Here is a 26,816-nt window from a genome sequence, read left to right on the forward strand (position 1 = left end):
ACGAACTGGGAGTGCAGCGATGGCCGATCCGGACCGAGTTCCCCCGCCCCGAACCGCTCGACGGCGCCTCGCCCGACTGGTCGCCGCCGCCGCGACAGCGGTCACCGTCGTCTGCGCGGCCCTGAGCTCGGTACCCGCAATCGCCCGCGCCGGATCGTCCGCCTCGTATCCGCTGCCGGTCATCGAGCGGGTGACGTCCGCGGCCGGGTTCGTCCATCCGGGCCTCGCGGTCAGCGCGTCCTCGCTCGAGCGGGCCCGTACCCAGGTCAAGCAGGGCGCCGAGCCGTGGGCGTCGTACTACGCCGCGATGAACGTCACGTCGTACGCATCGGCGACCTTCAGCTCGCGGAACGCCGGCCCCGTGCCCGGCCGGCCCGCGAACGCCGCGTTCAACTCCCAGGGCGTGCAGTCGTTGTTCATCGACGACGCGTTCCGCGCCTACACGCAGGCGATCCAGTACGTCGTCACCGGCGATCCGGCGTACCGCGAGAACGGCCTGCGGCTGCTCCGGATCTGGAGCCACATGGACCCGGCGAAGTACGCGTACTACCCGGACGCGCACATCCACAGCGGTCCACCGCTGATGCGGATGCTCGCCGCCGCGGAGCTCCTCCGCTACACCAGCGTGAACCCCGGCAGCAGCGGCTACGACCTGCGGTGGACCGCGGACGACACCGCGAACCTGACGGCCAACCTGATCGTGCCGATGACGCAGACGTTCCTGTACCGGAACCGCAACTTCATGAACCAGCACAGCTACTCGCTCGTCGGGGCGATGGCCGGCTACATCTTCACCGACAACCTGCCGCGCTACCGGGAGGCGGTGGAGTGGTTCTCGGTCAACGCGACCAACCCGGACGACCACACGAACGGCGCCCTCACCAAGGTGATGCCGGTGATAGCCAGGAACGATCCGCGCAACCCGTACGGGCGGACGTTCGTCCAGCTCCAGGAGATGGGCCGCGACCAGGCGCACGCCTGGGACGACGTCACGATGCTGACCCAGCTGGCCCGCGTCATCGACGTCCAGGGAACCAGGCTCGACCCGGTGCGCGGCACGGTGTCGACGCGCCGCGACGCCGTCTCGCCGTACGTCTTCGGTGACTTCCGGCTGCTGCGCGGTTCCGAGCCGTTCTTCGCGTTCATGACGGGCAAGGACGTCCCCTGGATCGACACCACCCAGCGCGGCGGGGTGCTCTCGCAGGCCTATCGCGGACGGCTCTTCGACCCGACCAACGAGCTCTACCACGTCTACAAGGAGCTGCTGGGGCCGGCGCTGGCCGCGCTCGCGCCGAGGATCACCGAGGTCGCGACGAAGCAGGACGGCGGCCCGCGGTTCTTCTGGGGCACGTCGGCGTACAACTACTGGAACAGCAACCCGGACTTCAACCCGGACGCCTGGCTCTCGTTCCCCGCGTCGGCCGCGTCCCCGCCCACGCAGCAGGACGCGCTGGTGCAGGCGGAGACCCGGACGGTGCCGATCACCGCGGGAGCTTCGGTACGCCGGGAGGACGGCCGCGGGTTCGTCCGCCTGAACGCACGCCCGGCGGGTACTACGATCGCGGTCCGCACCTTGCTGTACGCCGACCGCGGCAGCTACAGCCCTGTCGGCGTGCTGATTCGGACGAACGGTACGGCGACCCTGCAACTGCGCAAGGAGCGGACGCTCGCGCCCTACCACTCGTTGACGCTGCCGGACACCCACGGCCGGTGGCGCTACATCACCTACGACATGAACACCAGCAAGCTGCGTGGCAGCGCGGGCGGGGACAACCTCGCCTACTACACGATCGTCGGATCTCCGGGAGTCTCGGTCGACGTCGACGCCGTCAACCTGCAGGCGAAGACCCAGCTCACGCCGCCGCAGTTCCCGCAAGGGAGCGACGTACGCCTGCTCGCCGTCGCCGGTGAACCGCTCGCGGCCGCGTTGCCGGCCACGGATCAGGAGCCGCTGGCCTACACCGCCGGTACGACGTTGCCCGCCGGGGCGCGCGTCGACGCCGGCACCGGAACCCTGTCCTGGACACCGACAGCGGCGCAGCGCGGCGAATACCGCACGTTCGTGGTGGCTTCCGATCCGGCGACGGACGCCGTACTGCGGGTCCGGCTGACGGTCAGCACCGATCGACGGGCCGCCATCGCCGCCGCGCTCGAGGGCTACGACGCCGCCGCCGAGTACGTGAGCGCGACGAAGGCCGAGGTCGAGCGGACGGTGGCGGACGCCGAAGCGCACGCCGGGAGCGCGGACTCGGCGACGTTCGCCGCCGACCTCGCCGCTGTCCAGGCCGCGGTCGCGAACCTGGAGAAGCTGACGCCGGCCATGGCCGACGACGGATCGTTCGACTACTGGGGACGTGCCACCTCGGCGACGATCACCCCGGTTGCCCTGGGCAACATGCTCGACGGTGACTTCAACACCTTCTCCGGTGACCTGCGGGCGCCGGCGGTCATCGACTACGGCGCCGGCTTCCGGATCCGCGCCGACGCGTTCGGCCTGCAGGCGCGGTACAACTTCGCGAACCGGTCCCAGGGCGCCAACGTGTACGGCTCGAACGACGGCCGGACGTGGACGCTGCTGACGTCCCGCGAGACCACCGACACCTCCGCCCGTGGCTTCGCCCTCGAGCGGATCCCGGTCCGCGACGAAGCCGAGAGCCAGAGCTTCCGCTTCCTCAAGCTGCAGGTCGATCACCCCGGAGTACCGACGGATCCGGCATACCCCGGCATCTCCAGCTTCAGCGAGTTCCGGATCTACGGCCAGCGCGTGGAAATGAGTACGGCGCTGAACGGGTCGCTCCGCATCTACGACGGCCACGGCGGGTTCACCAATCTCGCCGAGGTTCAGTTCCTCCACGTCCCCTGATTCGCAGGAGAACCTGATGGTGAATCCACGCCCCAGTCGCCGCACCGTTCTGCTTGCCACCGGTGGAACACTCGTCGCCACCCAGCTCCACTTCCAGCCCGCCGCGGCCGTCGAACCGCCGACGACGGCCGGGTTCGCACACCCCGGACTTCTGCACAGCGCCGACGACCTGGACCGCATGCGCGCCGCGGCCGCCCACCAGCGGGCGCCGCAGTACGACGGGTTCCGGGCGCTCGCGGCGCATCCGAGGTCGTCGTACGACTACGTGGTCCGCAACGCCGGGCACATCACGTCCTGGGGTCGCGGTCCGGCGAACTTCATGGCGGAAGCGGTCAGCGACTCGTGTGCGGCGTACCAGAACGCGCTGATGTGGGCGGTCACCGGCGACGTCCGGCACGCCGACAAGGCGCGGGACATCCTGAATGCCTGGTCCGGCAGCCTCGAGACGATCACCGGCGCGGACGGGCAGCTCGGCTCCGGCCTGCAGGGCTTCAAGTTCGTCAACGCCGCCGAGCTGCTCCGGCACACCGGCTACACCGGCTGGGCGCAGGCCGACGTCGAGCGGTGCGCCGAGTCGTTCCGCAAGGTCTGGTACCGCTCGTTCGCCGGCACCGCGTTGTTTGCCAACGGCAACTGGGATCTCGCCGCGCTGCAGTCGGTGATCGCGATCGCGGTGTTCTGCGACGACCGGGTGATGTTCGAGAACGCGGTCCGGTACGCCGTGGCCGGTGCGGGCAACGGCCGGATCGAGCACATCGTGGTCGAGGCGACCGGGCAGGGCCAGGAGAGCGGACGCAGCCAGGCGTACGCGCAACTCGCGCTCGGGCTGCTCGCCGACACCGCGGCGGTCGCCTGGAACCAGGGCGTCGACCTCTTCGGCCACGGCGACGACCGGATCCTGAAGGGCTTCGAGTACACCGCCCGCTACAACCTCGTCAACGACGTCCCGTTCACCGCCGACCTCGATCGCACCGGCAAGTACCTCAAGACCGCCGTCGCCACCGGCAACCGCGGCCAGTTCCAGCCGATCTACGAGCTGGCCTACGGCCACTACGTGGGTCGTCGCGGGCTGCGGGCGCCGTACCTCGAACAGGTCGTCTTCCGCGGCGGCAGCCGCTTCGTGGAAGGCACCAACGACGACCACCCGGGCTGGGGCACACTCACCCAGGCCAGAGACCACGTCCCGCCTTCCACACCAGAGGTCCCGCCAGGTACGCCGTACGGCCTGACCGCGCGCCACGACTCGAACGGCGTCGTGCTGGCGTGGGCGCGCTCCGTCGAGCCGCGCAGCCGCACGGACGCGGTGAGCTACACCGTCAAGCGTGCGACCGACGGTGCATTCACCACGATCGCCGGCGGTCTCACCGCGACGTCCTTCGTGGACAGTACGACGAAGCCGGGGCGGACGTACTACTACACGGTGGAGGCGACGAATGCCGCCGGGATCAGCGCGGTGTCGCTGCCCGTCGCGATCGAGCGGCTGCCGTGGGCGAGCACGGACATCGGCACCGTACGGCGCGCCGGACGGACGGACTTCGACGGCCGCGCGTTCGTGATCGAGGCCGGCGGCGCGGACCTCGGCGGGACGCAGGACAGCTTCCGCTTCAGCTACGTTCCGATGGTCGGTGACGGCACCCTCACCGCGCGGGTCGTGCACCCGGTCAGCTCGCAGTACGCGAGCGTCGGCGTGATGATGCGGCAGTCGCTCGACCCCGGCGCCGCGCACGCGTCCATGCTCGTCAAGGGCCTGCCGCTGCACACCTGGAGCGGGGTGTGGACCGTCCGGCCGGAGACCGGTGCGCCGACGACAGGCACCGGCAGCACCGCCGTCCCGCCCACCCAGCAGCAGGCGATCACGATCAACGCAGGCTTCCCGATCTCGGACCTCGGCTCGCTGCCGCAATCGGCAACCCCGCTCGGGGCGCCGTACGTCGAAGCGGCCGGCGACGGCTACCGGTTGCGCAAGCCGTACTGGGTGCGGATCGTGCGCGAAGGCAACCGCTTCACCGGCTACCTCTCCCCCGACGGCACGACGTGGACCGAGGCCGGCTCGTCACGGCTCCGGCTCGGTCAGCAGTTGTACGTCGGACTGGCCGTCTGCTCGACCCTCGACGCGACGCACGCCGAGACGACGACCGCGGCCTTCGACAACGTCACCGCCCCGGGCTGGTCGGTACGCCGCCCGGACGCGGTCACCGGCGCACTGTCCGCGAAGGCCACCCCGAGTGCCGTCGAGCTGACCTGGACCGACCTCGACGTCTCCGCCCGCTCCTCGGTCCACCGCAGCACGACGCCCGGCGGGCCGTACAAGGTGATCGCCCGGGACGTGGCCGGGTACGGCGTGGAGTCGCGCTATCGGGACGCGACCGGCGTACCGGGAACGACGTACTACTACGCGGTCGCGAAGACCAACGTGGCGGGCGCGGGGCCGTGCTCGGCGGAGGCGACCGCGACGATGCCGGCGCCGCCCGCGCCCGAGATCACGAGCGCGGCGACCGCCTACGCCAACGTCGGCAAGCCGTTCCACTACCGGATCGCGGCCACCAACGACCCCACCAGCTACTCCACACGCGGTCTCCCCGGCGGTCTCGCCACCGATCCGCGCACCGGGATCATCTCGGGAACGCCTTCTGCACAAGGTGTCTTCACCGTCACCGTCACTGCCACCAACGCAACCGCCGCGAGCGACAAACAGCTCGTTCTCACGGTCGCCGCGCCGCCGCCCGCACCGTGGGCCTACCGCGACCTCGGCGACTACGTGCTCGACGAACGCCGGCTCGACACGTTCGGCGCGGTCGCGGTCCGCACGCCCGGCATCACCAGCTACGCGGACGGCAGGTTCGTCGTCCGCGGCGCCGGCTCCGACCTGAATATCATCAACCAGGGCATGACGGCGCAGTACGCCTCCGTGCTGCTCACCGGCGACCGGACGATCACCGCGCGCGTCGTGAGCAGCGACCCGGGCGGGCGGATCGGGCTGCTCATGGCCAAGTCGCTGTCCCCGTTCGACCAGGTGGCCGGCGTGATCCTGACCGGTGACAAGTCGCAGTTCGTCCGCCGGCTGCGCGTCGCGACCACGCTCGTCACCACCGAGACGACCGGCGCCGCGACATGGCTGCGGCTCCGTCGTACCGGCGACACCTTCGCCGCCGAGACCTCCGCCGACGGCGCCAGTTGGACGCCGCTCGCGGCACCGGCTGCGATCGCCGGATTCGGCGACGCGCCGTACCACGCCGGCCTCGCCGTCGTGTCCCGCAACCCCTTCGCCCTCAACACCACCGTCTTCGACCACGTATCGATCAGCTGAACCAGGAGCCGCTGATGAGCATGTCAGTCACCCGCCGCACGACCCTCAAGGCGGCCGGCGCCGCCCTCGTGGGCGCCGCCTCCGGTGTCCTCGGCGCCGGCCGCGCCGCCGCTGGAGAGCAGACCGCCGCCGGGAGCACGGTCGTCAGCTATCCGATCCCGTTCGGTGTACCTACCAACGCCGGCTTCACCGTGAAGGTTCGTCCGGCCGGCCGCGCGTGGGTAACGCTCGGCGTCTACCTGGCCAAGCTCGCCCTGATCGATCCGGCGACCGGCCGCAACACCGCCCAGAACTCCTCGATGGCGTCCTTCGACTTCTCCGGCACCGTCGAGGTCGAGGTCACCTATACCAAGGGGTCCTTCGAGAAGGCCCGCATCCGGCCCGACTCCTACGGCATCACGCCGGAGGTGCAGGGCAGCACCCTGCGCTTCACGCTCGACCGGCCCCGCAACCTGGTCGTCCAGGTCGACGACAAGATCTTCGACTGCCTGCACCTGTTCGCGAACCCGATCGAGACGGAGCGGCCCGATGAGAACGACAAGAACGTCATCTACTTCGGCCCCGGCGTCCACACGCATCCCGACCGTACGCTGAAGGTCGCCAGCGGCCAAACCGTCTATCTCGCCGGCGGCGCGGTCCTCACCTCGAACGTCGTCTTCGAGGGCGTCGAGAACGCCCGGCTGATCGGCCGCGGCATGATCTACAACGCCACCGGCGGCGCGATCCTCGTCCACGACTCCCAGAACGTCCAGGTCGAGGACATCACCGTGCTCAACCCCCGGTACAACACGATCACGGTCGCCGAGTCGGAGAACGTCAGGATCACCGGCCTGCGCTCCTTCAGTCACCTGGGCTGGGGCGACGGCATCGACATCTTCTGCTCCGAGAACGTCACCATCGACGGAGTCTTCCTGCGCAACTCCGACGACTGCATCGCGCTCTACACCCACCGCTGGGACTACTACGGCGACACCCGGAACATCACCGTCCGGAACTCCACCCTGTGGGCCGACGTCGCGCACCCGATCAACATCGGCACCCACGGCAACCCCGACCCGGCCGCTCCCGAGGTCCTGGAGAACCTACGCTTCGAGAACATCGACATCCTCGACCACCGCGAGCCGCAGCTGCTCTACCAGGGCTGCATCGCCATCAATCCCGGCGACGGCAATCTCGTACGGGACGTGAAGGTCGACGGGATGCGCGTGGAGGACATCCGCTGGGGCCAGCTCATCCACCTGCGGGTCACCTTCAACCCGAAGTGGAACACGGCGCCCGGCCGGGGCATCGAGTCCGTGTACATCAAGGACCTCTCCTACGCCGGCACCCATGCCGGCATGTCGGTCATGCTCGGTCTCGACGCCGAGCACCTCGTCAAGGACGTCACCTTCGAGAACCTCGTCGTCAACGGCCGCGTCATCCGCGACAGCGGCGGCAAGCCCAGCTGGTACCTGGCCTCCGACGGCGTGCCGCTGTTCGTCAACGACCACGTCCGCAACCTGCGCTTCCTTACGACGGAGGAGGCCGCCGCGGCCCGATAACCCTTGCCCACCGCTCCATCGCCCCGAGGAGAAGGACACATGAAGGAGATCGACCGACGCACCCTGCTCAAAGCCGCCGGAGGTGTGGCCGCGGCCGGACTGACGGCCACCGCCGGCGTCACCGCACTCGACCGGCCGGCCGACGCCGCGCCGGCCACGTTCACCCACCCCGGCGGGCTGCACAACTGGGGTGACCTCAACCGCGCGAAGGTCCGGGTGGCCGCGGGCGACGACCCGTGGCTGTCCGGCTGGAACCGGCTGGTCGCCAACGGGCACGCGCAGTCCACCTGGCAGCCGAACCCGCAGGCCACGATCGTCCGCGGCGGCACCGGCGAGAACTACGGCATCCTCTACAACGACATCCACGCCGCCTACCAGAACGCGCTGCGCTGGCGCGTCCAGGGCACGACCGCGCACGGCGACTGCGCCCGGAACATCCTCAACGCCTGGTCCGCCAGGCTCACCACCGTGACGGGTAACGCGGACCGGTTCCTGGCGGCCGGCATCTACGGCTACCAGTTCGCGAACGTGGCCGAGCTGATGCGCGACTACCCGGGCTTCGACCTGGCCCGGTTCAAGACGATGATGCTGAACGTCTTCTACCCGCTGAACAACTCGTTCCTGGTCAACCACAACGACGCCTGCATCACGAACTACTGGGCCAACTGGGACCTCTGCACGATGAACTCGATCCTTGCCATCGGCATCCTCTGCGACGACGCGGCGAAGTACGACCAGGCCGTGAACTACTTCAAGAACGGCGCCGGCAACGGCTCGATCCGGCACGCGATCCCGTTCGTGTACGACGACCAGGGCCTCGCGCAGTGGCAGGAGGCCGGCCGGGACCAGGGCCACACGCTGATGGGTATCGGGCAGCTGGGTGCCTTCTGCGAGATGGCCTGGAACCAGGGCGAGGACTTGTACGGCTACGACGACAACCGGTTCCTCAAGGCCGCGCAGTACGTCGCGAAGTACAACCTCGGCCAGGACGTCCCGTTCACGAAGTACACCTGGGGCACCGGGCAGGACTGTGCCTACCGGGAGCACACGGTGATCTCCAGTGCCAGTCGCGGCCAGGTCCGGCCGGTCTGGGAGATCCTGCACTTCCACTACACCAGGCGCAAGTACCTCTCCGTTCCCTACATCTCCGCGATGGCCGCGCAGGTGCGGCCCGAAGGCGGGGGCGGCGACTACGGCTCCACCAGCGGCGGCTTCGACCAGACCGGCTTCGGGACCCTGGCCTACGCCAAGTAAACGCACCGTCGATCGGCCCGGGCCGAGCTAGATGCTCGGGTCGGGCCGTTCGCTGTTTACGCTAACGCCGAATGCTGCACCCGGGACCACAGTCGCGTCAAGAGGACAGCGCGGTCAGTCCGTCCGGTCGGCCAACGCTCGCCGGATCGCTCGTAAAACAAGGCAGATTCCCACCGGAAGATTGGTGAGCCCCGAGGTCTTGACGCGACCCCGCCGGATCGCTCTAATCATGGCACTCGTTCTGTTCACGTAAACATTTCCGGAGGCATGAGATGACCCCGCCTGCCAATCTCTCCCGTCGTGCTGTGCTCAGTGGCGCTCTCGGACTGGCCGCCGCAGGAGCGCTGGGTGCCTGTGGCTCGAACAAGGGAACCGGAGCCGCCACCGGTGGTGGCGGGGCCAAGGTCTCGCTCAGTCAGTGGTACCACCAGTACGGCGAGAAGGGGACGCAGGAGGCCGCGAAGCGGTACGCCGCCGAGTACACCGCGGCCGGCGTGCAGATCCAGTGGATCCCGGGCGACTACCCCGCCAAGCTGTCCAGCGGGCTCTCGTCCGGCAACGGGCCGGACGCCTTCGAGGGGCACCTCGAGCGGTCGCTGGTCAGCTCGGGGCAGGTCGTGCCGCTCGACGACCTGATCGCCGACGTCAAGGACGACTACGCCGAGGGTGACCTGGCCGCGAACTCGATCGACGGGAAGCTGTACTCGATCCCGATGATCAACGACCCGCAGATGATCTACTACCGCAAGAGCCTGTTCGAGGCCAAGGGCATCAAGCCGCCGCAGACCGTCGACGACCTGATCGCGGCCGCCAAGGAGCTGTCGGACAAGTCGGTCAAGGGCCTGTTCGCCGGCAACGACGCGAACAACACCGGCGGCGGCCTGTTCCCGGCCGCGGTCTACGCCACCGGCGGGCGGCTGCTCACGCCCGAGAACAAGATCGGTTTCGACCCGGCGAAGGTCGCCGAGGTCCTGGTCAAGCTCCGCAAGCTGTCGGCCGACAAGAGCCTGCTGCTCGGCGCGCCGACCGACTGGTGGGACCCGTCGGCGATCAACCAGAACCTGTGCGCGATGCAGTGGATCGGCATGTGGGCGGTGCCGGGGATGACGACCGCGCTCGGCGCCGACGAAATCGGCGTCTTCCCGTTCCCAGGCGCGACCGGCGGCAAGCCGGCCGTGATCTCCGGTGGTTGGTCCGCGTTCGTCAGCGCGAAGTCCAAGAACGTCGACGCCGCGAAGGCGTTCACGAAGTGGTTGTGGGTGGAGAAGACCGACCTCCAGGAGGACTGGTCACTCAGCTACGGCTTCCACATTCCGCCGCGGAAGAGCCTCGCCGCGAAGGCCTCGAAGCTGCAGAGCGGTCCGGCCGCCGAGTCGGTGAAGCTGAACACGGAGTACGGCGTCCAGGGCAACCCGAACTGGACCCCGGCGATGAACACCGCGCTCACCGACGCCGTGACGCGGGTGATCGGCAAGGGCGCCGACCCGGAGACCGAGCTGGCCGGCGCGGTGAAGAAGATCGGCACCGAGCTCGACAAGATCTTCGGGTGATGGCGCAGCAGACCACCGCGGCGCCCGCGCAGGCAGCAGCCAAATCCGCACCGGCCGCGCGGCGGACCCGGGCGATCCACGGGCAGCGGCGCGCGTTCTGGCTGTTCGTCGGGCCGTTCCTGATCGGGCTGGCGGTCTTCGTCTACTTCCCGATCATCTGGAGCGCGTTCCTCAGCTTCTTCGACGCGCAGGGCACGGTGACCCCGACCAAGTTCGTTGGCCTGGGCAACTACGTGACAATGCTCAGCGACCAGGCGTTCGTCTCGTCACTGGTCACCTTCACCGCGTTCGCCGTGCTGATCGTGCCGACCACGTTCGCGCTGTCGCTGTTCCTGGCGGTCCTGGTGAACCGCGTCCGGGTGGCGCGGGCGTTCTTCCGCTCGGTGTTCTTCCTGCCGACCGCGTGCTCGTACGTCGTCGCGTCGCTCATCTGGAAGCTGTCGATCTTCAACGGCGTCCGGTTCGGGATGGCGAACACGCTGCTCGGCTGGATCGGTGTGGAGCCGATCAGCTGGCTGTCCTCGCTGGATCCGCCGTGGTACTGGCTGGTGATCGTGACGGCGCGGCTGTGGCTGCAGGCCGGGTTCTACATGATCCTGTTCCTGGCCGCCCTGCAGAACATCAATCCCGAGCTGTACGAGGCGGCGTTCGTCGACGGGGCGAAGCCGGGCTGGCCGGTGTTCCGGCACATCACGTTGCCGCTGCTCCGGCCGACCTCGATCTCGGTGCTGCTGCTCTGCCTGATCGCGGCGTACCAGGCCTTCGACGAGTTCTACAACCTGCTCGGCGCGGTCGAGTACGCGCGCCCGCCGCTCGTCTACCTGTACCAGCTCGCGCTCGGCAGCCAGCAGAACTTCGGCCTCGGCAGCGCCGGGTCGCTGATCCTGGCCGCGATCATCGCCGTCGTCACCGTGCTGCAGGGCAAGCTGCTCGGCTTCGGCCGGCCCAGCGACTAGGAGGTCGTCATGGACGCTCAACAACCCGTTGGCTACCAACGGACCGTCGCCGGACGGATCGCGAACGGCGCCGGCATGACCGTGCTGATCGTGATGACGCTGCTGTTCCTGATCCCGTTCTACCTGCTGATCCGCAACGGTCTGGCCAGCACGAAGGACATCACCGCACCCGGCTGGACGCTGTTCCCCACCGACGTGCAGTGGAACAACCTCGTCGACCTGTTCAACGACCCCGAGATCCCGATGCTCAGCTCGCTGCGGAACTCGGCGATCGTCGCGGTCCTCACCACCGCCGGCACCCTGCTGGTCAGCGCGCTGGCCGGCTACGCGCTGGCCCGGATCCAGCACCCGCACAGCAACAAGGTCTTCTACGCCGTCCTCGCCACACTGATGATCCCGGGCGCGGTGACGTTCGTGCCGAGCTTCGTCATCGTCTCCTGGCTCGGCTGGGTCTCGGACTACCGCGGCCTGATCATCCCGTCGCTGTTCAGCGGGTTCACCGTGTTCCTGTTCCGGCAGTACTTCCTCTCGTTCCCCAAGGAGCTCGAGGAGGCGGCCCGGATCGACGGCCTCGGGTACGGCGGGACGTTCTGGCGGATCGTCGTACCGAACTCCGGGAACTTCATCGCCGCGATCGCCGTGATCACGTTCATCGCCAGCTGGAACTCGTTCCTCTGGCCGCTCGTGGTGGCGCAGGACCAGAGCGCGTGGACCGTCCAGGTCACGCTCTCGACGTTCGTCACCGCGCAGACCATCAACATCCCGCAACTGTTCATGGCGGCAGCCGTCTCGATCCTGCCGCTGGTGCTGGTGTTCGTGTTCCTCCAGCGCTACCTCGTCCAAGGCGTGGCCCAGACCGGCCTCAAGGGCTGACCCGCTCCGACCACCTGAGGGACTGATCATGAGATTCCGAAGAACCTGGACAGGCGTCCTGCTCGCCGCCCTGGGCGCGAGCCTCCTCGCCGGCCCCGCCCGGGCAGAGGCGCCCGAGGAGTACAACTCCTTCCGCCCCGGACAGCCCTGGCTGGACACCGGCGGCAAGGTCGTCCAGGCGCACGGCGGTCAGGTCGTACCGGCCACCGACGCCGAAGGGCGCCGTATCTACTACTGGTACGGCGAGGACCGCAGCAAGGGGTACTTCAACAGCCCGGGCGTGCACGTCTACTCGTCGTACGACCTCTACAACTGGCGGGACCAGGGCCTCGCGCTGCGGGCGATGAGCTCGCCCGACCAGTTCGAGAACGACCAGTACTTCGCCAAGCTCTACAAGGACTACTCGGCCGCGCAGAAGGAGGTCGTCTGGCGGGACCTGTCGACCAACGACGTCCGTACCGACGGCTGGGCGCGGCCGTCGATCCTCGAGCGCCCGAAGGTGATGTACAACCGGTTCACCAAGAAGTGGGTCATGTGGGTGCACTCCGACGGCCCGTCGTCGCCGACCAGTACGTCGACCTACGCCCGGGCCGAGGCCGGCGTCGCGATCGCCGACTCGCCGAAGGGCCCGTTCCGGTGGATCGACTCGTACCGGCTGAACCGGGTGCCGAGCGACTCGGTGCCGTGGTGCGGTACGTCGTCGGCGTTCGACCCCGCGGGCGGGATGGCGCGGGACATGAACGTGTTCGTGGACGACGACGGAACGGCGTACATCATCTACTCCTCCGAGGAGAACCGGACGATGTACGTCTCCAAGCTGAACAGGTCGTACACGTACCTGTCCGCGGCACCGGAGAACGCCGTGCAGGGCAAGGACTTCGTCCGGACGCTGGCGTGCAACCAGCGCGAGGCGCCGGCGATGTTCAAGTCCGAGGGCACCTACTACCTGGTGACGTCCGGCGCGACGGGCTGGGACCCGAACCCCGCGCGGTACGCGACCTCGCAGCACATCCTCGGCCAGTTCACCGACCGCGGGAACCCGATCACCGGCGCCGGCGCGGCGAACACCTACCGCTCGCAGAGCACGAACGTGGTCCCGGTCGACCAGAAGCGCAACAAGTTCCTGTTCATGGGCGACCGGTGGACGCCGAGCGACCTCGCGAACTCGCCGTACGTCTGGATGCCGATGAAGTTCGGTGAGGGCGGCAGCCTGACGATCGGCCCGGACACCGAGTGGACGCTGAAGGACCTCACGCCGTACACACGGTGGACCGTCACCAGCGCGATCCCGGAAACGGTCTGGCTCAATGACCCGAGCAGCCTGCCGAGCACGGTCAAGGTGACGACAGCCGATGGCTCGTCGCAGGTGCCGGTCACCTGGGACGCGTCGACCATCGCGCAGCCGGGACCCGCGAGCCTGCGCGGCACCCTGTCCGACGGCAGGACGTTCACCCGCGCGGTCGTCGTCGTACCCCACGGTCTCCGGTACGCCGTCAACGCCGGCGGAACCGCCACACCGGACTGGACGCGCCTGACCCAGGCGGCGACCACCGAGCAGCCCCTGCTCAACTCGGCACCCGAACAACCGCTCGGCACCGATCCCGGCACGGGAACCACCTGGGGTTACACGGGTTCCAGTGCACCGGCCGGCACCGGCGACCTCTACACCACCCTGCGGTACGCCAAGAACCACGAGCCGCTGGTCTACACCTTCGGCAACCTGGAGCCCGGCACGTACACGGTCCACGCCGGGTACTACGACCCGTGGCCGTGGGCGAACCGCGCGGCAGAGGTGAGCGTGAACGGCACTGTCGTCGACCAGCAACGCCTGTTCACCGCAACCGGCGTCGCGGCGTCGTACGGCGGAGTCCAGGTCGGAGCGGACGGCAAGATCACCGTGTCGATCGCGCCGACCAGGTCACCCGACATCCAGGTCAGCTGGCTGCTGATCGCCCGTACGGCGTAGTCGCCGCACTTATGCTGATGCCATGTCGAACGAGGTCAGGCGGCCGCGCCGCGGCGTGAAGGGTCACCCGAAATCGGGGCCCTCCATCGGTGACGTGGCCCGCCTGGCGGGCGTGTCGGCGCAGACCGTGTCGCGGGTGTCGACCGGGTCGGAGCCGGTCCGGCCGGAGACCCGGGAGCGGGTCCTCGAAGCCATGCGGCAGCTCGGCTACGCGCCGAACCACGCCGCCCGGGCGCTGCGCCGCGGGAACTTCCGCTCGATCGGCCTGATCGCCCACCGGGTGATCCGCACCGGTGAGTCGAAGACCATCGAAGCGGTCATCGAGGCGGCGCGGCGCGAGGGCTACTCGGTCAGTCTCGTCGACGTCCAGACACCGTCGTCCAGCGACGTCAGCGAGGCCGTGCAGCAACTCAGCCACCAGGCGATCGACGGACTCGTCATCATCCGCGCGGAGACCGCGACCCCGACGGCTCTGGCGCTGCCGCCGACGATGCCGGTCGTGGTGTCCGACTCGCGGTTCGTCGGGCACCATCCGGCGGTCGGCGCGGACCAGACCGGCGGCAGCCGCGCGGCGGTCGAGCACCTGCTGGAGCTCGGCCACCGCACCGTCCACCACATCGCGGGCCCGGACGACTCCGGGCCGGCCGCCCTCCGCGCGACGGCCTGGGAACAGACCCTGCGCAACGCCGGCCGCGACGTACCACCGCTGGTGCGGGGCGACTGGTCGGCCGGCTCGGGATACCAACTAGGGAAGGAGCTCGCCCAGCGCGACGACATCACCGCTGTCTTCGCCGCGAACGACGAGATGGCCTGCGGCCTGGTCCACGCGCTGCACGAGGCCGGTCGCCGGGTGCCCGCGGACGTCAGCGTCGTCGGCTTCGACGACATCGACCTGGCGGAGCACCTGTGGCCGCCGCTGACGACCGTGCGGCAGGAGTTCCAGCAGATCGGCAACGAGCTCGTCGAGATCCTCATGCGGCAGCTGAAGGACCGCCGCGAGCTGGTCGACCTGCACCGCACGGTCGCGGCACCGCTGGTTGTCCGCGCCAGCACTGCCCCACCACCCCGGTAGCGAAGCTGGGGTATGTTTACGTAAACAACCCCGAACAGGAGCTTCCATGCCAGACCTCGCGATCGGCACGTCCGACTTCCTGCTCGACGGCCGGCCGTTCCGGATCCTGTCCGGCGCCCTGCACTACTTCCGGGTGCACCCGGACGCCTGGTCGGACCGGATCGAGAAGGCCCGGCTGATGGGACTCAACACCATCGAGACCTACGTGCCGTGGAACGCGCACAGCCCGCGGCCGGGCGTCTTCGACACCTCGGGGATGCTCGACCTCGACCGGTTCCTGCGCGAGGTGGCCGCGGCCGGCCTGTACGCGATCGTCCGTCCCGGCCCGTACATCTGCGCGGAGTGGGACAACGGCGGCCTGCCGGCCTGGCTGTTCCAGGAGGCGGGCGCCGAGGTACGCCGGTACGAGCCGAAGTTCATGGCCGCCGTCACCGAGTATCTGCGGAACGTGCTGGACATCGTGCGGCCGTTGCAGCTCGACCGCGGCGGCCCGGTGCTGCTGGTCCAGGTCGAGAACGAGTACGGTGCCTTCGGCAACGACAGCACCTACCTGAAGGCGATCGCGGAGACGATCCGCGGCGCCGGGATCACGGTCCCGCTGTGCACCGTCGACCAGCCGATCGACGCGATGCTCGAGGCCGGCGGCCTGGACGGCGTCCTGCGCACCGGGTCGTTCGGGTCGCGCGTCGGTGAACGGCTCGCGGCGCTGCGGCGGCACCAGCCCGAGGGACCGCTGATGTGCATGGAGTTCTGGGACGGCTGGTTCGACAACTGGGGCGGGCCGCACCACACGACCGGCGTCGCCGAGACCGCGGCCGAACTGGACGCGCTGCTGGCGGCGGGCGCTTCGGTGAACATCTACATGTTCCACGGCGGCACGAACTTCGGGCTGACGAGCGGCGCCAACGACAAGGGCATCTACCAGCCGACGGTCACGTCGTACGACTACGACGCCCCGCTCGACGAGGCGGGTAACCCGACCGCGAAGTTCCACGCGTTCCGCGAGGTGATCTCGCGGTACGCCGACGTACCGGACGCCGTGCCGCCGCAACCTGTGGCCGCGGCGCCGGAGCTGACCGCGCGGCTGGCGGATCCGATCGGGCTGCTCACCGCGGCACCGGGCACCTGGTCGGACCACGAGGCGGTGCCGACGCTCGACGATCTCGACGCCCGGATCGCGATCTTCCGGACCGAGCTGACGGGCGGCGGTCCCGCCCTGCTGTCGTTCGGCGAGGTGCGCGACCGGGTGCAGGTGTTCCTCGACGGTGCGCCGGTCGGGATCCTGGAGCGCGAACGCCGCGAGCGGGCGATCATGCTGCCGCACAGCCGCGGCCGGCTCGAGCTCGTGGTCGAGGACCAGGGCCGGGTGAACTACGGCCCGCGGATCGGCGAGCCGAAGGGCCTGATCGGACCGGTCCGGCTCGGCGCCGACGAGCTGACGGGCTGGTCGGCGTGCGCGATCGACCTCGAACGGCTCCCGCAGCTGTGGGATTCCGCCGGTTGCACTCCGGCGGCGCTCGTCCCGGGGCCGACGGTCTGGCGCGCGACGTTCGAGCTCGACGACCCGGCCGACCTGTTCCTGAGGACGGATGCCTGGGGCAAGGGCATCGCCTGGCTGAACGGCTTCAACCTCGGCCGCTACTGGTCCCGCGGCCCGCAGGCGACGCTCTACGTGCCGTCGCCCGTGGTGCGCTCCGGCACCAACACCCTCGTCGTCCTCGAGCTCGACACTCTGCCGACCACGACAGCCACCTTCACCGGCGCCGCCGACCTCGGCCCTACCGAGCTCTGACCACCCGGGCGAGCTGGAACTTGCTGTTGGTCAGCACGACCCACAGCGCGCACGCGGGCGCCGTCGCCAGGCCGGCCAGGGGGACCTGGCTGACGATGACGGCGGCGGCCGCGAGCACGACGAGCGAGAGTACGGCGAGCGGCCAGCCGCGGACCGTCGCATAGACGGCGGCGCGGAGTACGGCGGCGTACCGCAGGTCGTCGGTCGTTGCCAGAAGCACCAAGCTGGTCAGCGTCGCGGCACCGGCCAGGAGTGCGAGCAGCGCCAGCATCGGGATGAGCAACGCACCGGGCATGGCGGTGCCCAGGACCCTGATGTCGGTGACGAGTACGCCGACCAGACCGAGCGCCAGCGCCGACGTGCACAACGCCCGGCGCCAGGTCCTCCGCAGCACGCGGAGCAGGATCCTCGACGGCGGCCGCGGATCGTCGTACGCCAGGTAACCGAACGCCGCGGTCGCCGCCGGGCCGAGCGGGAGTGCGAGGACGGCGAAGAACACCGGGTAGTGCCACGGGTCCGCGACCGTCGCGAGCGCCAGCATCAGGGGCGATCCGGCGAGCGCGAGCACCGCGTTCACCAGCAGCGCGCGGTGCACAAAGGACCAGATCAGGTCCCAGGCGTCCGCGCGGACGTTGACCCGCGCCAGTGGCGAGCTCATCACTTCATCCCGCTGGTCGCGATGCCCTGCACGAAGTACTTCTGGCCGAGCAGGAAGATCACCAGGATCGGCAGCACGGACAGCACCGAGCCGGTCATGATCATCGCGTACTCCGCGTCGTACAGCCCGACGAACGACCGCAGCCCGAGCTGGACGGTCCACAGGTTGTTGTCGGTCAGGTAGATGAACGGACCCATGTAGTCGTTCCAGGTGTTGACGAAGGTCAGCAGCGCCAGGCTCGCCAGGGCGGGCTTCGACAGCGGCAGGATGATCCGCGCCCAGATGCCGTACTCACTCAGCCCGTCGAGTCGCGCCGCCTCGCTCAGCTCGTCGGGGATCGTCAGGTAGTACTGCCGCATCAGGAACACGCCGAACGCGCCGAACGCCTGCAGCAGGATCAGCGACAGGTGCGTGTTCACCAGCCCGGCCTTCTGCATGATGACGTACTGCGGCACCATGTACGCCTGCCACGGCACCGCGATCGTCGCGATGTAGGCGAGGAACAATGCGTCCCGCCCGGGGAACCGCACCTTGGCGAAGCCGTACGCCGCGAAGCTCCCGGTCAGCACCTGCAGGAACGTGATCACGAGGCTGAGGAACGCCGAGTTGCGCAGGTAGGTGAGCAGCGGGATCCGGTCCCAGATCCGGGTGAAGTTGTCCCAGTGGAACTCCTGCGGGATCCACCGGATCGGCACGCTGAACACCTCGTTGTCGAGCTTCAGCGACGCGGACAGCATCCACGCGAACGGCACCAGCACGGCCAGCGACAGACAGGTCAACAGCACGTACGCCGCGCCACGACGGATGGTCGCGGTCATCGCTCACTCCTTCGCTGCAGGCGGAACTGGACCAGCGTGACCGTCAGCACGATGACGAACAGCACCATCGAGATCGCCGACGAGTAGCCGAACCGGCCCTGGGTGATGCCCTCCCGGAAGATCACCTGGGACAGCACCAGCGTCGCCCGTCCCGGCCCGCCCTCGGTCATCACCTGCACCAGGTCGAACACCTTGAAACTCGAGATCGTCAGCATGATCAGCACGAAGAACGTCGTCGGCCGCAGCGACGGCACCGTGATGTGCCAGAACCGCTGCCAGCCGCTCGCCCCGTCGACCTGCGCCGCCTCGTACAGCTCCGCCGGGATCGTCTGCAGCCCGGCCAGGTAGAGGATCATGTAGTACCCGAGGTCGCGCCAGACGCTGGCCATGATCACGGCCGGCATCGCCCACGTGGTCGACGTGGTCCAGCCGGGCGGGTTGTCGACGCCGATCGCCCGCAGCAACTGGTTGACCGGGCCGAGGTCCGGGCTGAGCAGCATGTTCCACACCACGGCCACCGCGACCAGCGAGGTGATGTACGGGAAGAACAGCGCGGTCCGGAAGAACCGCACTGCCCGCAGCTTCTGGTTGAGGAGGACGGCGAACCCGAGCGCCGCGACCAGCGTGAGCGGGACGTGCCCGACCGCGTAGTACGCCGTGTTCCGCAGCGCGGTCCAGAACGTCTCGTTGTGGATCATCCGCTCGAAGTTCGCGAGCCCGACCCAGCGCGGCGTGCTGTAGGAGTCCCAGTCCAGGAACGACAACGCGAGCGACGCGAGCACCGGCACCAGGGTCAGCGTCGCGAAGCCGAGGAAGTTCGGCAGGATGAAGCTCCAGCCGACCCAGGTGCTGCTGCGCCGCCGGCGCGGGCGGGCCCGCGCCGGCGTGGAAACTCTCGCGGCTACTTGCTCAGCCATTCGCTCAGCCGACCTCGTTCTTGACGCGCTTGGACATCTCGCTCAGGCCCGCGTCGAGGGACTTCTGCCCCGTCATGATCAGCTCGTGCTCCTCGGTGAGGATCTGGTCGATGTCCGCGGACTTGTCACTGACCGGCATCTCCAGCACGACCTCGCCGGGCTTGAACGCCTTCTTCGCGACCTCGTCCTGCGGGACGCCGGGCAGGCCGAAGTACGTATCGAGGATCTTCTGGCTCTGCAACGACGGCGTGACGCCGACCTTCGCGACCGCGGTCGCGCCGGCCTCACTGGCGGCGTACTCGACGAACTTCTTCGCGGCGTCGGTGTGCTTGGAGTTCTTGTTCACCGCGAACGCCGTCGGGGACCCGAACGTGGTCGCCTTGCCGCTCTCGCGCTGCGGCAGCGGCGCGACGCCCCACTCGACCTTGGTCTTGCCGGCCTTGACGTCGGCGAGCAGCGTCGCGGCGTACCAGGTGCCCATCGGCATCAGCGCGGCCTTGCCGGTGGAGAACATCGTGTTGTACGTGATCTTCTGGCTCCTGGCCGTTGCCCACGGCATCAGTACGCCGTCCTTCTGCAGGTCGAGCGTCAGCTGGTACTGGTCCTTGAAGAACCCGTAGTCGCCGCCCAGCAGGTTGCCGCCGGTCTGCGCGGCCGCGGTCGCCTCGACCACCGAACGCCAGGTGTGCTGGTAGGCGCCGTACACCTTCGACGCGCCGTCGCCCTTGGTCAGGCTCTTGGCCAGCGTGGCGTAGTCGGTCCAGGTCAGGTTCTGCAGCTTCGACTCCGGTACGCCGGCCTGCTTCAGCAGCGTCTTGTTGTAGTAGAGGACCCAGAAGTCCTGGCGGTACGGCAGCGCGAAGTACTTGCCCTCGAGGTCGTAGGCGTTCAGGCCGGAGTACTGCGCGGGGTCGAGCTTCTTCGCCTCGTCGGTCAGCGGGAGCAGCTGGCCGCGGGTCGCGAACCGCGAGTAGTCGATGACGTTCTTCATCGTCAGTACGTCGGTGGTGTCGCCGCCGGCGAGCATCGTGGTGACCTTCTGCGGGTAGTCGTCGGCGAGGATGTCGACCGGCTCCACCTTGATGTCCGGGTTCGCCGACTGGAAGCCGTCGATCAGCGCCTTGAACTCCGGGGTGGTCGCGTAGTTCCAGAGCGCGACCTTGATGGTCTGCGGACCGTCGGCCGCCTGGCCGGCGTCGCCGCCGCCACCGCAGGCGGTCAGCAACGCCAGCGCCGCCGTGGCGGCGAGGGTGGAAATGAGGTGTCGCTTCACGACGATCTCCTTCGTACTGCGGGGTGGTGGGTGGTTCAGGCGGTGAGCGGGAAGGTCTCCGCCGTGATGCGGGCCCGGAGCGGGTCGCCGGCCAGCCAGCGGGTCAGCTCGTCCAGGGCGTGGTCGGTCAGCCGGTGCACCTCGGTGCCGAGGGAGCCGGCGATGTGCGGCGTGATCATCAGGTTCGGTGCCGTGCGCAACGGTGAGTCGGCCGGCAGCGGCTCCGGGTCGGTGACGTCGAGGATCGCGTACAGCCGCCCGGTCCGGCATTCGGCGGCGAGCGCGGCCGAGTCGACCAGGCTGCCGCGCGCGGTGTTCACCACGGTCGCGTGGTCCGGCAGTTGGGCCAGCTCGGCGGCGCCGATCAGGTGATGCGTCGACGGCAGCTCGGGGGCGTGCAGGGACAGCACGTCGACGCGCGGCAGCAGGTCCGCGAGGTCGACGAGTTCGGCACCGGCGGCGGCCACCTCGGCCGGGTCGGCGTACGGGTCGGAGACCAGGACGGTCGGCTCGTCGAGCGTCCGGAGCAGTTCCACCACCCGGCGGCCGATCCGGGAGAACCCGACGATGCCGATCGTGCGGCGGAAGTTCGACAGGTCCCCGAACCCGCCGAGGTGACTCCAGCCGCGGTACGCCGTACTCGCGTCCGCCGCCAGGAACGGGGCCTTTTTGCCCGCGAAGATGATCGCCGCGAGCGTGTACTCCGCGACCGGTACGGCGTTCGCGTCCGCGCCGCTGGTGATCACGATGTCGCGCGCCCAGAGCGCCTCGTCGGCGAACGGGCGGACGCTGCCGGCCGCGTGGAAGACCGCCCGCAGGTGCGGCGCCACCGCGAGCCGGTCGGCGGTGAGCCGCGGTACGCCCCAGGACGTGACCAGGACCTCCGCGGACGCCAGCTCCGCGCGGGACCGCGGCGAGTCGAGCTCGTCGGTCCAGGTGCGGTCCGGAAGGTCGACCAGGGTGCGGACCCGCTCGAGGCGCGCGGCGTCGAAGTGCGCGGCGAAGGCGTCCTGGTTCATCACGATCAGTCCCCGTGGCCTGCTCACCGGCGGAGCCCCGGGACTGGCCGAGCGCTCTGGAGAGCGGTTACCGTTGCGGTCATGTGAACATGAGATGACGGGCCCGTTCAGATCATCTACGGGTCGTCCGCGAATGATCGGAAACGTTCAGAGTCGAACATCGGAGGTGGTGGCGGTGCCCGACGACCGGCTGTTCGGTCTGCAGCGTCACGAGCGGGTGCTGGACGAGCTCCGCCGGCACGGCGCCGTGCGGGTCAAGGAGCTCGCCGAACTGCTCGGCGTCAGCGAGCTGACCATCCGCCGGGACATCGCCGCCCTGGCCGCGCAGAACCTGCTCACCAAGGTGCACGGCGGCGCCACGCTACCGACCGAGCTGGCGCCCAGCGCACCGGCCCGGCGGCGTACGGCGACTGCGCCGCGGTTCTCGATCGGCATGGTGGTGCCCTCGCTGGACTACTACTGGCCGCCGATCGTCGGCGGTGCGCGCTCGGCGGCAGCGGCCCACGGCGTCGCGATCCAGCTGCGCGGGTCGACGTACGACTGGGCCGAGGACCAGCGGCAGATCTCGCGGCTGATCGAGGCCCAGCAGGTCCAGGGGCTGTTGCTCGCGCCGAACCTGGAGGGTGCCGACGTCGGCGAGATGATCCAGTGGATCGGCGAACTCCCGGTCCCGGTGATCCTCGTCGAGCGGCAGCCGCCGCGCTGGACACCGACCAGCCACCAGCTCGAGTGGGTGCGCAGCGATCACGCGCTCGGGGTCGAGCTCGCGGTGCGGCACCTGTACGACCAGGGCCATCGCCGGATGGGGCTGGTGCTGTCGAAGGGCAGCCCGACGTCCGCGCACCTCGCCCAGGGCTGGGACCTGGTCTGCGCGGACCTCGGAATTCCCGCCGACATGGTCGTCCGCGAGTCGGTCCGGATGGACGAGCCGGGGCACCGCGAGATCATCGGCCAGCTGCTCGAGCGGTGTGCGGCGACCGCGACGACCGCGCTCGTCGTGCACTCCGACCCCGACGCGATGTCCGTGGCGCAGTACTGCATCGAGGCCGGGATGCGGATCCCGGAGGACATGGCGATCGTTGCCTATGACGACGAAGTCGCGCAGCTCGCGGAGCCGTCGATGACCGCGATCCGCCCGCCGAAGCCGATGGTCGGCCGGACCGCGGTCGAGATGATGGTGGCCCGGCTGCTCGAGGGGCGCCGGCGACCGACGCAGCGGGTGCTGATCACGCCGGAGCTGATCATCCGCGACTCCTCGATGCCGTTCGCCCGCTCCTAGAGTGCCTTTAGACTTCGAGGTACTCCGCGGTGCCGTCGGTCCAGGTGACCTCGATGCGGGTGCCATCGACACGGACCGTCGGCGCCGGCTCCGGCGCGGCGCCGGCGAGCGTGACCACGGCGACGTACAGCTTGCCGGGCTCGAGGGATCCGCGGACGAACGGTACGACCGTGCCGGGCGTGAGCTCGCGCAGCTCGGCGTGCTCGAGGCCGACGACGTCCGAGACCGTCGAGGTGAGGTCACCGGTGGCGGGCCAGCCGCTGACCTCGATCAGCCAGTCCGGTTGCACGTCGCTTGCCACGCGTACCGCTCGGACTTCATGGCTGCCCCGCAGCAAAGAGCCGGTGGTCAGGCGCGGGCCGTCGATCACGGTCCCGCCGCGGCCCGAGCCGTGCTCCGGGCTGTGGTCCTCGGCGGTCAGCACCCAGTGCGCGTCGACGACCGAGACGTTGGGTGCGGCAACGGTCATGCCGTTGCGATGCGACAACCCGTAGTGCGGATGCACGGCGGCGATGCTGTTGTCCAGCGGCTGCGCCCACGACGGCGCCTCGAACTGCGGCAGGGTGTGCGTCGAATAGGCGAGCCGCGCGTACAACGGTGAGTCCGCGCGACGGTCGCCGGCGGTCGAGTGATCCGTGCCGTGGTTGACGATCCGGACGATGCCGTCGGCTCGGGTGCCGCTGACGAGCCAGCCCGGTTCGGGCAGCCGCAGGGTGAAGTCGCCGGTCTCGACGGGCAGCGGCTCCTCGTCCGCGGTCCACACCGGGTGGTCCGCGGGGAGCATCAGGCCGAGCATGCCTTTCACCGCCCAGTACGGCGATCCCGGTCCCGAGTACGACTGCGCGATCGCCGGGTTCTCGCCGTACCAGCCGAGGTTCAGCAGGCCGCGCTCGTCGGGGACACCGCGGTCGAGGAAGTGCTTGAGCATGGCGGACGCCGCGCGCCGGAGCTGTCCCGGCGGGAGGTCGGTCGCGCCGGTGATCGCACCAACCCAGAACGGCGCGGCCGCGGCGAACCGGTACGTCAGACTGCGGCCCTGCGCGAGCGGCGCGCCGTGCCCACCGACCAGGTGTACGGCGGTGTTCAGGAAGTCGCGCAGCCGCTGCCGCCACTGCGTGACGAGCTCCGGGTCGGCGAGCGTCTCGTCCATGCTTGCCCAGAGCAACGGGTAGACGTGCAGCGCCCAGCCGTTGTAGTGGTCGAACGCGCGCTCGGGTCCGTCGGCATACCAGCCGTTGCCGCGGTACAGGCTCTCGTGCACCGCGAGGCCGCTGTCGAGGTCGGCGCGCGACCACGGCCCGCCGACCTCCTTCAGGAACGTCTCCACGACGATCTGGAACCAGACCCAGTTGATCGGCGGATACTGCTCGCCGACCACGGTGCCCAGCCAGTCGACGACGCGTTCCTGGTCGGTGGACGACAGTTTGTCCCACAGCCACGGCCTGGACAGGTGCAGGCCGAGGGCGATCGAGCAGGCCTCGACCTTCGCCTGACCGAGTCGGTCGGGGCGCGGCCACGCAGTCGGCGACCCTGGGTCGGTGCCGGCCTTCAGCCCGGCCGCGTACCACTCCGCGAAGTGCTGCGGGTCGTTGCCTTCGGCACCACGCAGGCGCGCGGCCGCCAGCAGGAACGAGCGCGCGAACGCCTCGAGCGAGTCGCTGTCCGGGCCGTACGCACTCGGTTTCCCGGGCAGGTCGATGCGCGCGTGGTCCATTGAGGCCCACGGCCGCAGCGCGAGCAGCAGGTCGTCCGCGGTGCGCTCCCAGGTCGCGCGGGTGTAGCCGGTGTACGGCGCGTTCGTCACAGCGTCTCCTCGAACCTGCTGACAGTGAGCTCGAAACTCGTCGGGCCGGCCGCGTCGATCGCCAGCCGGTGGACTTCCGGTCCCCAGACGGCTTCGAGCAACTCGTCGTCGACTGCACGGCGTTCCAGGTCCCCAGGCCCGAGTTCGGCGTCCCACGACAACTTGACCAAGGCCCCGGACAGGCTGCGTACGACGAGTTCGCCCGCGCGATGGTGATGCGGCGTACCGGCGATGACGAAGTGCTCGACGATCGCGTGGCCGTCCTGCCACGTGTCCGTCACCCGAATCGCTGCAGTATCCCGGTCCAGTGCGGCGGTTCGCCGTACCACTCCACCAGGGAGCGTCAGCGTGAGCTGGTCTTCCTCCGGTTGCAGGTCTTCGGCACGGTGCTCGGCGCCGGGTGCCTGCTCCGCGCCGTCGACCAGCGGGACGTTGTGCCAGGCGCTCTGCACCACCCACTGCTCGTAGCGCCGGGGTGAGAACGAGATAGCGGTGTAGGTCGGCTGCCCGAGATCCACGAGCACCGGCACTGAATCGACCGCGGCGACGAACGAGCCGACGTCGTTGTGGTTGTGGTTCTCGTCGTTGTGCCCGCCTTTGACGGCGAGCGTCAGTCCGGCCTCGCGTGCGACCAGGAGCTCGGTGTCGGGCAGCCAGGTCGAGCGCGGAAGCTCCAGTGGCTGCGCGGCGGCTGACCACCACTCGCGGTCGAACAGGCCGATGAGCACGCGGCCGAGCCCCAGCGCGGGTGACAGCGGCTCGTCGCGATGCGCCGCAGCGAAGGCTGTCACGTCCGGGTTGCCGAGACGGCGGCCCCAGCGGTGCAGCACGTGCCACGGTTGCCGCGGGTTCGGGCGGGCGGGGCCGTCGCCGACGTTGACGTACCAGCCGTCGCCGAGCGCCATGCGTTGCGGGTACTGCGCCAGCTCGGCCAGCGGCTCGCACTGCCACGGGTCCAGCGCGCCGTCGGTGATCCGGTCGAGCAGCTCCAGTGCCTCCACCAGGCGCGCCGGGCCGTTCCACCAGTACGCGTAACCCTCGTCGCACCCGCCGTCGGCCGGCATCGCGTCGAGGTACCGGCTGAGACCGTCGACGGCCGCGTCGACCAGCTGGAGTTGGGTCTCGGGGTCAGGCTCGAGCAGCAGGGCCGCGCTCAGGATGTGGCCCTGGATCCACGGGCTCCAGTTGTGCAGGCGTCCGTCCAAACCGAGCCAGTGCCAGTCGCGGTTGGTGAGGAACGGCTGGAACACCCGGATGCGAGCTTCGCGGCGGAGCCTGCGTCGCAGTCCGGGCACGCGTTCGTCGAGTGCGGGTCCGAGCACCAGGTCCGCCCACGCGAGGAGCTGGACGGTCTCGGCCGCGCCCAGGTCGACGTACGGATCGTCCGGATCGGCCACGACCTCGCCACGGGCGGTCGCGAACGACTCGTGCGCGGCCCAGCACCACGTGGTCTGCTCACACAGCATCAGCAGGCCGTCCGCGGCCTCGTCCAGGTGTTCACCTGACATCGCCGCGGCGAGTACCGCCGTACTCGTCCGCCGCCGAAGCTCGCCCGCGGGCCCTTCGTAGGCAACGCGTACGCCGTCCCGCCAGTACCGGGCATAGTCCGACAACACGGTCCGCGGCCAAGGCAACGCCCGATCAGCCGCAGCCTCCGCCAGCACCCCGTCGACCGTGCCGGCGTCTACGGACTCCCACGCACCCCGATCTCCGACATCCGGTACGCCGAGCAGCGAAGCAGCTCCACCGACCCCGCGCCGCCGTACCTCCGGCGGAACCGACGCCCATCGCCCAGCAACCGACACCCGCCCACCGTAGGCCACCCACCCCACACCCGAAACCCACCGTTCACACTCGAACAGATCCGATCCGGC

Annotated in this window: 18 protein-coding genes; 11 read left to right on the forward strand and 7 right to left on the reverse strand. The window is 69.5% G+C overall.

Annotation, left to right across the window (positions count from 1 at the left end; genetic code table 11):
• Positions 1-19 precede the first annotated feature (19 nt).
• The 10 genes from ABN611_RS01870 to ABN611_RS01915 all read left to right on the forward strand — a co-directional run bounded on the left by ABN611_RS01870 (position 20) and on the right by ABN611_RS01915 (position 17,174).
• Positions 20-2,863, forward strand: a complete 2,844-nt coding sequence (locus ABN611_RS01870) for a putative Ig domain-containing protein (RefSeq protein WP_350277983.1) — start codon at positions 20-22, stop codon at positions 2,861-2,863.
• A gap of 16 nt (positions 2,864-2,879) precedes the next feature.
• Positions 2,880-6,170: an alginate lyase family protein gene (locus ABN611_RS01875; RefSeq protein WP_350277984.1), complete on the forward strand. Its 3,291-nt coding sequence runs from the start codon at positions 2,880-2,882 to the stop codon at positions 6,168-6,170.
• Between the two features lie 14 nt (positions 6,171-6,184).
• Positions 6,185-7,711 carry a glycosyl hydrolase family 28 protein gene (locus ABN611_RS01880; protein WP_350277985.1) on the forward strand — a complete coding sequence of 509 codons (1,527 nt, stop codon included), beginning with the start codon at positions 6,185-6,187 and terminating at the stop codon, positions 7,709-7,711.
• Positions 7,712-7,750: 39 nt separating this feature from the next.
• Positions 7,751-8,965: an alginate lyase family protein gene (locus tag ABN611_RS01885; protein WP_350277986.1), complete on the forward strand. Its 1,215-nt coding sequence runs from the start codon at positions 7,751-7,753 to the stop codon at positions 8,963-8,965.
• 305 nt (positions 8,966-9,270) lie between these two features.
• Complete coding sequence (locus ABN611_RS01890; RefSeq protein ID WP_350277987.1) at positions 9,271-10,515, forward strand: sugar ABC transporter substrate-binding protein; 1,245 nt, start codon at positions 9,271-9,273, stop codon at positions 10,513-10,515.
• Complete coding sequence (locus ABN611_RS01895; protein WP_350277988.1) at positions 10,515-11,471, forward strand: sugar ABC transporter permease; 957 nt, start codon at positions 10,515-10,517, stop codon at positions 11,469-11,471. The genes ABN611_RS01890 and ABN611_RS01895 overlap by 1 nt, the downstream gene beginning before the upstream one ends.
• A gap of 9 nt (positions 11,472-11,480) precedes the next feature.
• On the forward strand, positions 11,481-12,344 hold the full coding sequence (locus ABN611_RS01900) for a carbohydrate ABC transporter permease (RefSeq protein ID WP_350277989.1): 864 nt from the start codon (positions 11,481-11,483) through the stop codon (positions 12,342-12,344).
• Positions 12,345-12,372: 28 nt separating this feature from the next.
• Positions 12,373-14,310, forward strand: a complete 1,938-nt coding sequence (locus ABN611_RS01905; protein ID WP_350277990.1) for a family 43 glycosylhydrolase — start codon at positions 12,373-12,375, stop codon at positions 14,308-14,310.
• Positions 14,311-14,332: 22 nt separating this feature from the next.
• Positions 14,333-15,382, forward strand: a complete 1,050-nt coding sequence (locus ABN611_RS01910) for a LacI family DNA-binding transcriptional regulator (protein WP_350277991.1) — start codon at positions 14,333-14,335, stop codon at positions 15,380-15,382.
• A gap of 46 nt (positions 15,383-15,428) precedes the next feature.
• On the forward strand, positions 15,429-17,174 hold the full coding sequence (locus tag ABN611_RS01915) for a glycoside hydrolase family 35 protein (protein WP_350277992.1): 1,746 nt from the start codon (positions 15,429-15,431) through the stop codon (positions 17,172-17,174).
• On the opposite strand, the gene ABN611_RS01920 is transcribed toward ABN611_RS01915, so the two are convergent.
• The 5 genes from ABN611_RS01920 to ABN611_RS01940 are packed head-to-tail and all read right to left on the reverse strand — an operon-like array spanning position 17,161 to position 21,886.
• A complete protein-coding gene (locus ABN611_RS01920) occupies positions 17,161-17,832 on the reverse strand; it encodes a hypothetical protein (RefSeq protein WP_350277993.1) in 672 nt (223 codons plus the stop codon). The genes ABN611_RS01915 and ABN611_RS01920 overlap by 14 nt on opposite strands.
• A complete protein-coding gene (locus ABN611_RS01925) occupies positions 17,832-18,650 on the reverse strand; it encodes a carbohydrate ABC transporter permease (protein ID WP_350277994.1) in 819 nt (272 codons plus the stop codon). The genes ABN611_RS01920 and ABN611_RS01925 overlap by 1 nt, the downstream gene beginning before the upstream one ends.
• A complete protein-coding gene (locus tag ABN611_RS01930; RefSeq protein ID WP_350277995.1) occupies positions 18,647-19,567 on the reverse strand; it encodes a sugar ABC transporter permease in 921 nt (306 codons plus the stop codon). Before ABN611_RS01930 ends, ABN611_RS01925 begins: the two co-directional genes overlap by 4 nt.
• Before the next feature lie 4 nt (positions 19,568-19,571).
• On the reverse strand, positions 19,572-20,840 hold the full coding sequence (locus tag ABN611_RS01935) for a sugar ABC transporter substrate-binding protein (protein ID WP_350277996.1): 1,269 nt from the start codon (positions 20,838-20,840) through the stop codon (positions 19,572-19,574).
• A 35-nt stretch (positions 20,841-20,875) separates the two neighbouring features.
• Positions 20,876-21,886 carry a hydroxyacid dehydrogenase gene (locus tag ABN611_RS01940; protein WP_350277997.1) on the reverse strand — a complete coding sequence of 337 codons (1,011 nt, stop codon included), beginning with the start codon at positions 21,884-21,886 and terminating at the stop codon, positions 20,876-20,878.
• 148 nt (positions 21,887-22,034) lie between these two features.
• Between ABN611_RS01940 and ABN611_RS01945 the strand changes: the two genes are divergently transcribed.
• Complete coding sequence (locus ABN611_RS01945; RefSeq protein ID WP_350277998.1) at positions 22,035-23,138, forward strand: substrate-binding domain-containing protein; 1,104 nt, start codon at positions 22,035-22,037, stop codon at positions 23,136-23,138.
• A gap of 7 nt (positions 23,139-23,145) precedes the next feature.
• Here ABN611_RS01945 and ABN611_RS01950 read toward each other — a convergent pair whose 3' ends face one another.
• Together ABN611_RS01950 and ABN611_RS01955 are read right to left on the reverse strand one after the other, a co-directional pair.
• Positions 23,146-24,942, reverse strand: coding sequence for a DUF2264 domain-containing protein (locus tag ABN611_RS01950; RefSeq protein ID WP_350277999.1), 1,797 nt, complete (start codon positions 24,940-24,942; stop codon positions 23,146-23,148).
• Positions 24,939-26,747, reverse strand: a complete 1,809-nt coding sequence (locus ABN611_RS01955) for a heparinase II/III family protein (RefSeq protein WP_350278000.1) — start codon at positions 26,745-26,747, stop codon at positions 24,939-24,941. Before ABN611_RS01955 ends, ABN611_RS01950 begins: the two co-directional genes overlap by 4 nt.
• Positions 26,748-26,816: the final 69 nt, after the last annotated feature.

The organism is Kribbella sp. HUAS MG21 (genome assembly GCF_040254265.1).
Taxonomy (GTDB): Bacteria; Actinomycetota; Actinomycetes; order Propionibacteriales; family Kribbellaceae; genus Kribbella.

What these genes read in the sequence shown, in the direction of transcription:
- ABN611_RS01870 (WP_350277983.1), top strand. Translation starts at nt 20, where the DNA reads ATGGCCGATCCGGACCGAGTTCCCCCGCCCCGAACCGCTCGACGGCGC.
- ABN611_RS01875 (WP_350277984.1), top strand. Translation starts at nt 2,880, where the DNA reads ATGGTGAATCCACGCCCCAGTCGCCGCACCGTTCTGCTTGCCACCGGT.
- ABN611_RS01880 (WP_350277985.1), top strand. Translation starts at nt 6,185, where the DNA reads ATGAGCATGTCAGTCACCCGCCGCACGACCCTCAAGGCGGCCGGCGCC.
- ABN611_RS01885 (WP_350277986.1), top strand. Translation starts at nt 7,751, where the DNA reads ATGAAGGAGATCGACCGACGCACCCTGCTCAAAGCCGCCGGAGGTGTG.
- ABN611_RS01895 (WP_350277988.1), top strand. Translation starts at nt 10,515, where the DNA reads ATGGCGCAGCAGACCACCGCGGCGCCCGCGCAGGCAGCAGCCAAATCC.
- ABN611_RS01900 (WP_350277989.1), top strand. Translation starts at nt 11,481, where the DNA reads ATGGACGCTCAACAACCCGTTGGCTACCAACGGACCGTCGCCGGACGG.
- ABN611_RS01905 (WP_350277990.1), top strand. Translation starts at nt 12,373, where the DNA reads ATGAGATTCCGAAGAACCTGGACAGGCGTCCTGCTCGCCGCCCTGGGC.
- ABN611_RS01910 (WP_350277991.1), top strand. Translation starts at nt 14,333, where the DNA reads ATGTCGAACGAGGTCAGGCGGCCGCGCCGCGGCGTGAAGGGTCACCCG.
- ABN611_RS01915 (WP_350277992.1), top strand. Translation starts at nt 15,429, where the DNA reads ATGCCAGACCTCGCGATCGGCACGTCCGACTTCCTGCTCGACGGCCGG.
- ABN611_RS01920 (WP_350277993.1), bottom strand. Translation starts at nt 17,832, where the DNA reads ATGAGCTCGCCACTGGCGCGGGTCAACGTCCGCGCGGACGCCTGGGAC.
- ABN611_RS01925 (WP_350277994.1), bottom strand. Translation starts at nt 18,650, where the DNA reads ATGACCGCGACCATCCGTCGTGGCGCGGCGTACGTGCTGTTGACCTGT.
- ABN611_RS01930 (WP_350277995.1), bottom strand. Translation starts at nt 19,567, where the DNA reads ATGGCTGAGCAAGTAGCCGCGAGAGTTTCCACGCCGGCGCGGGCCCGC.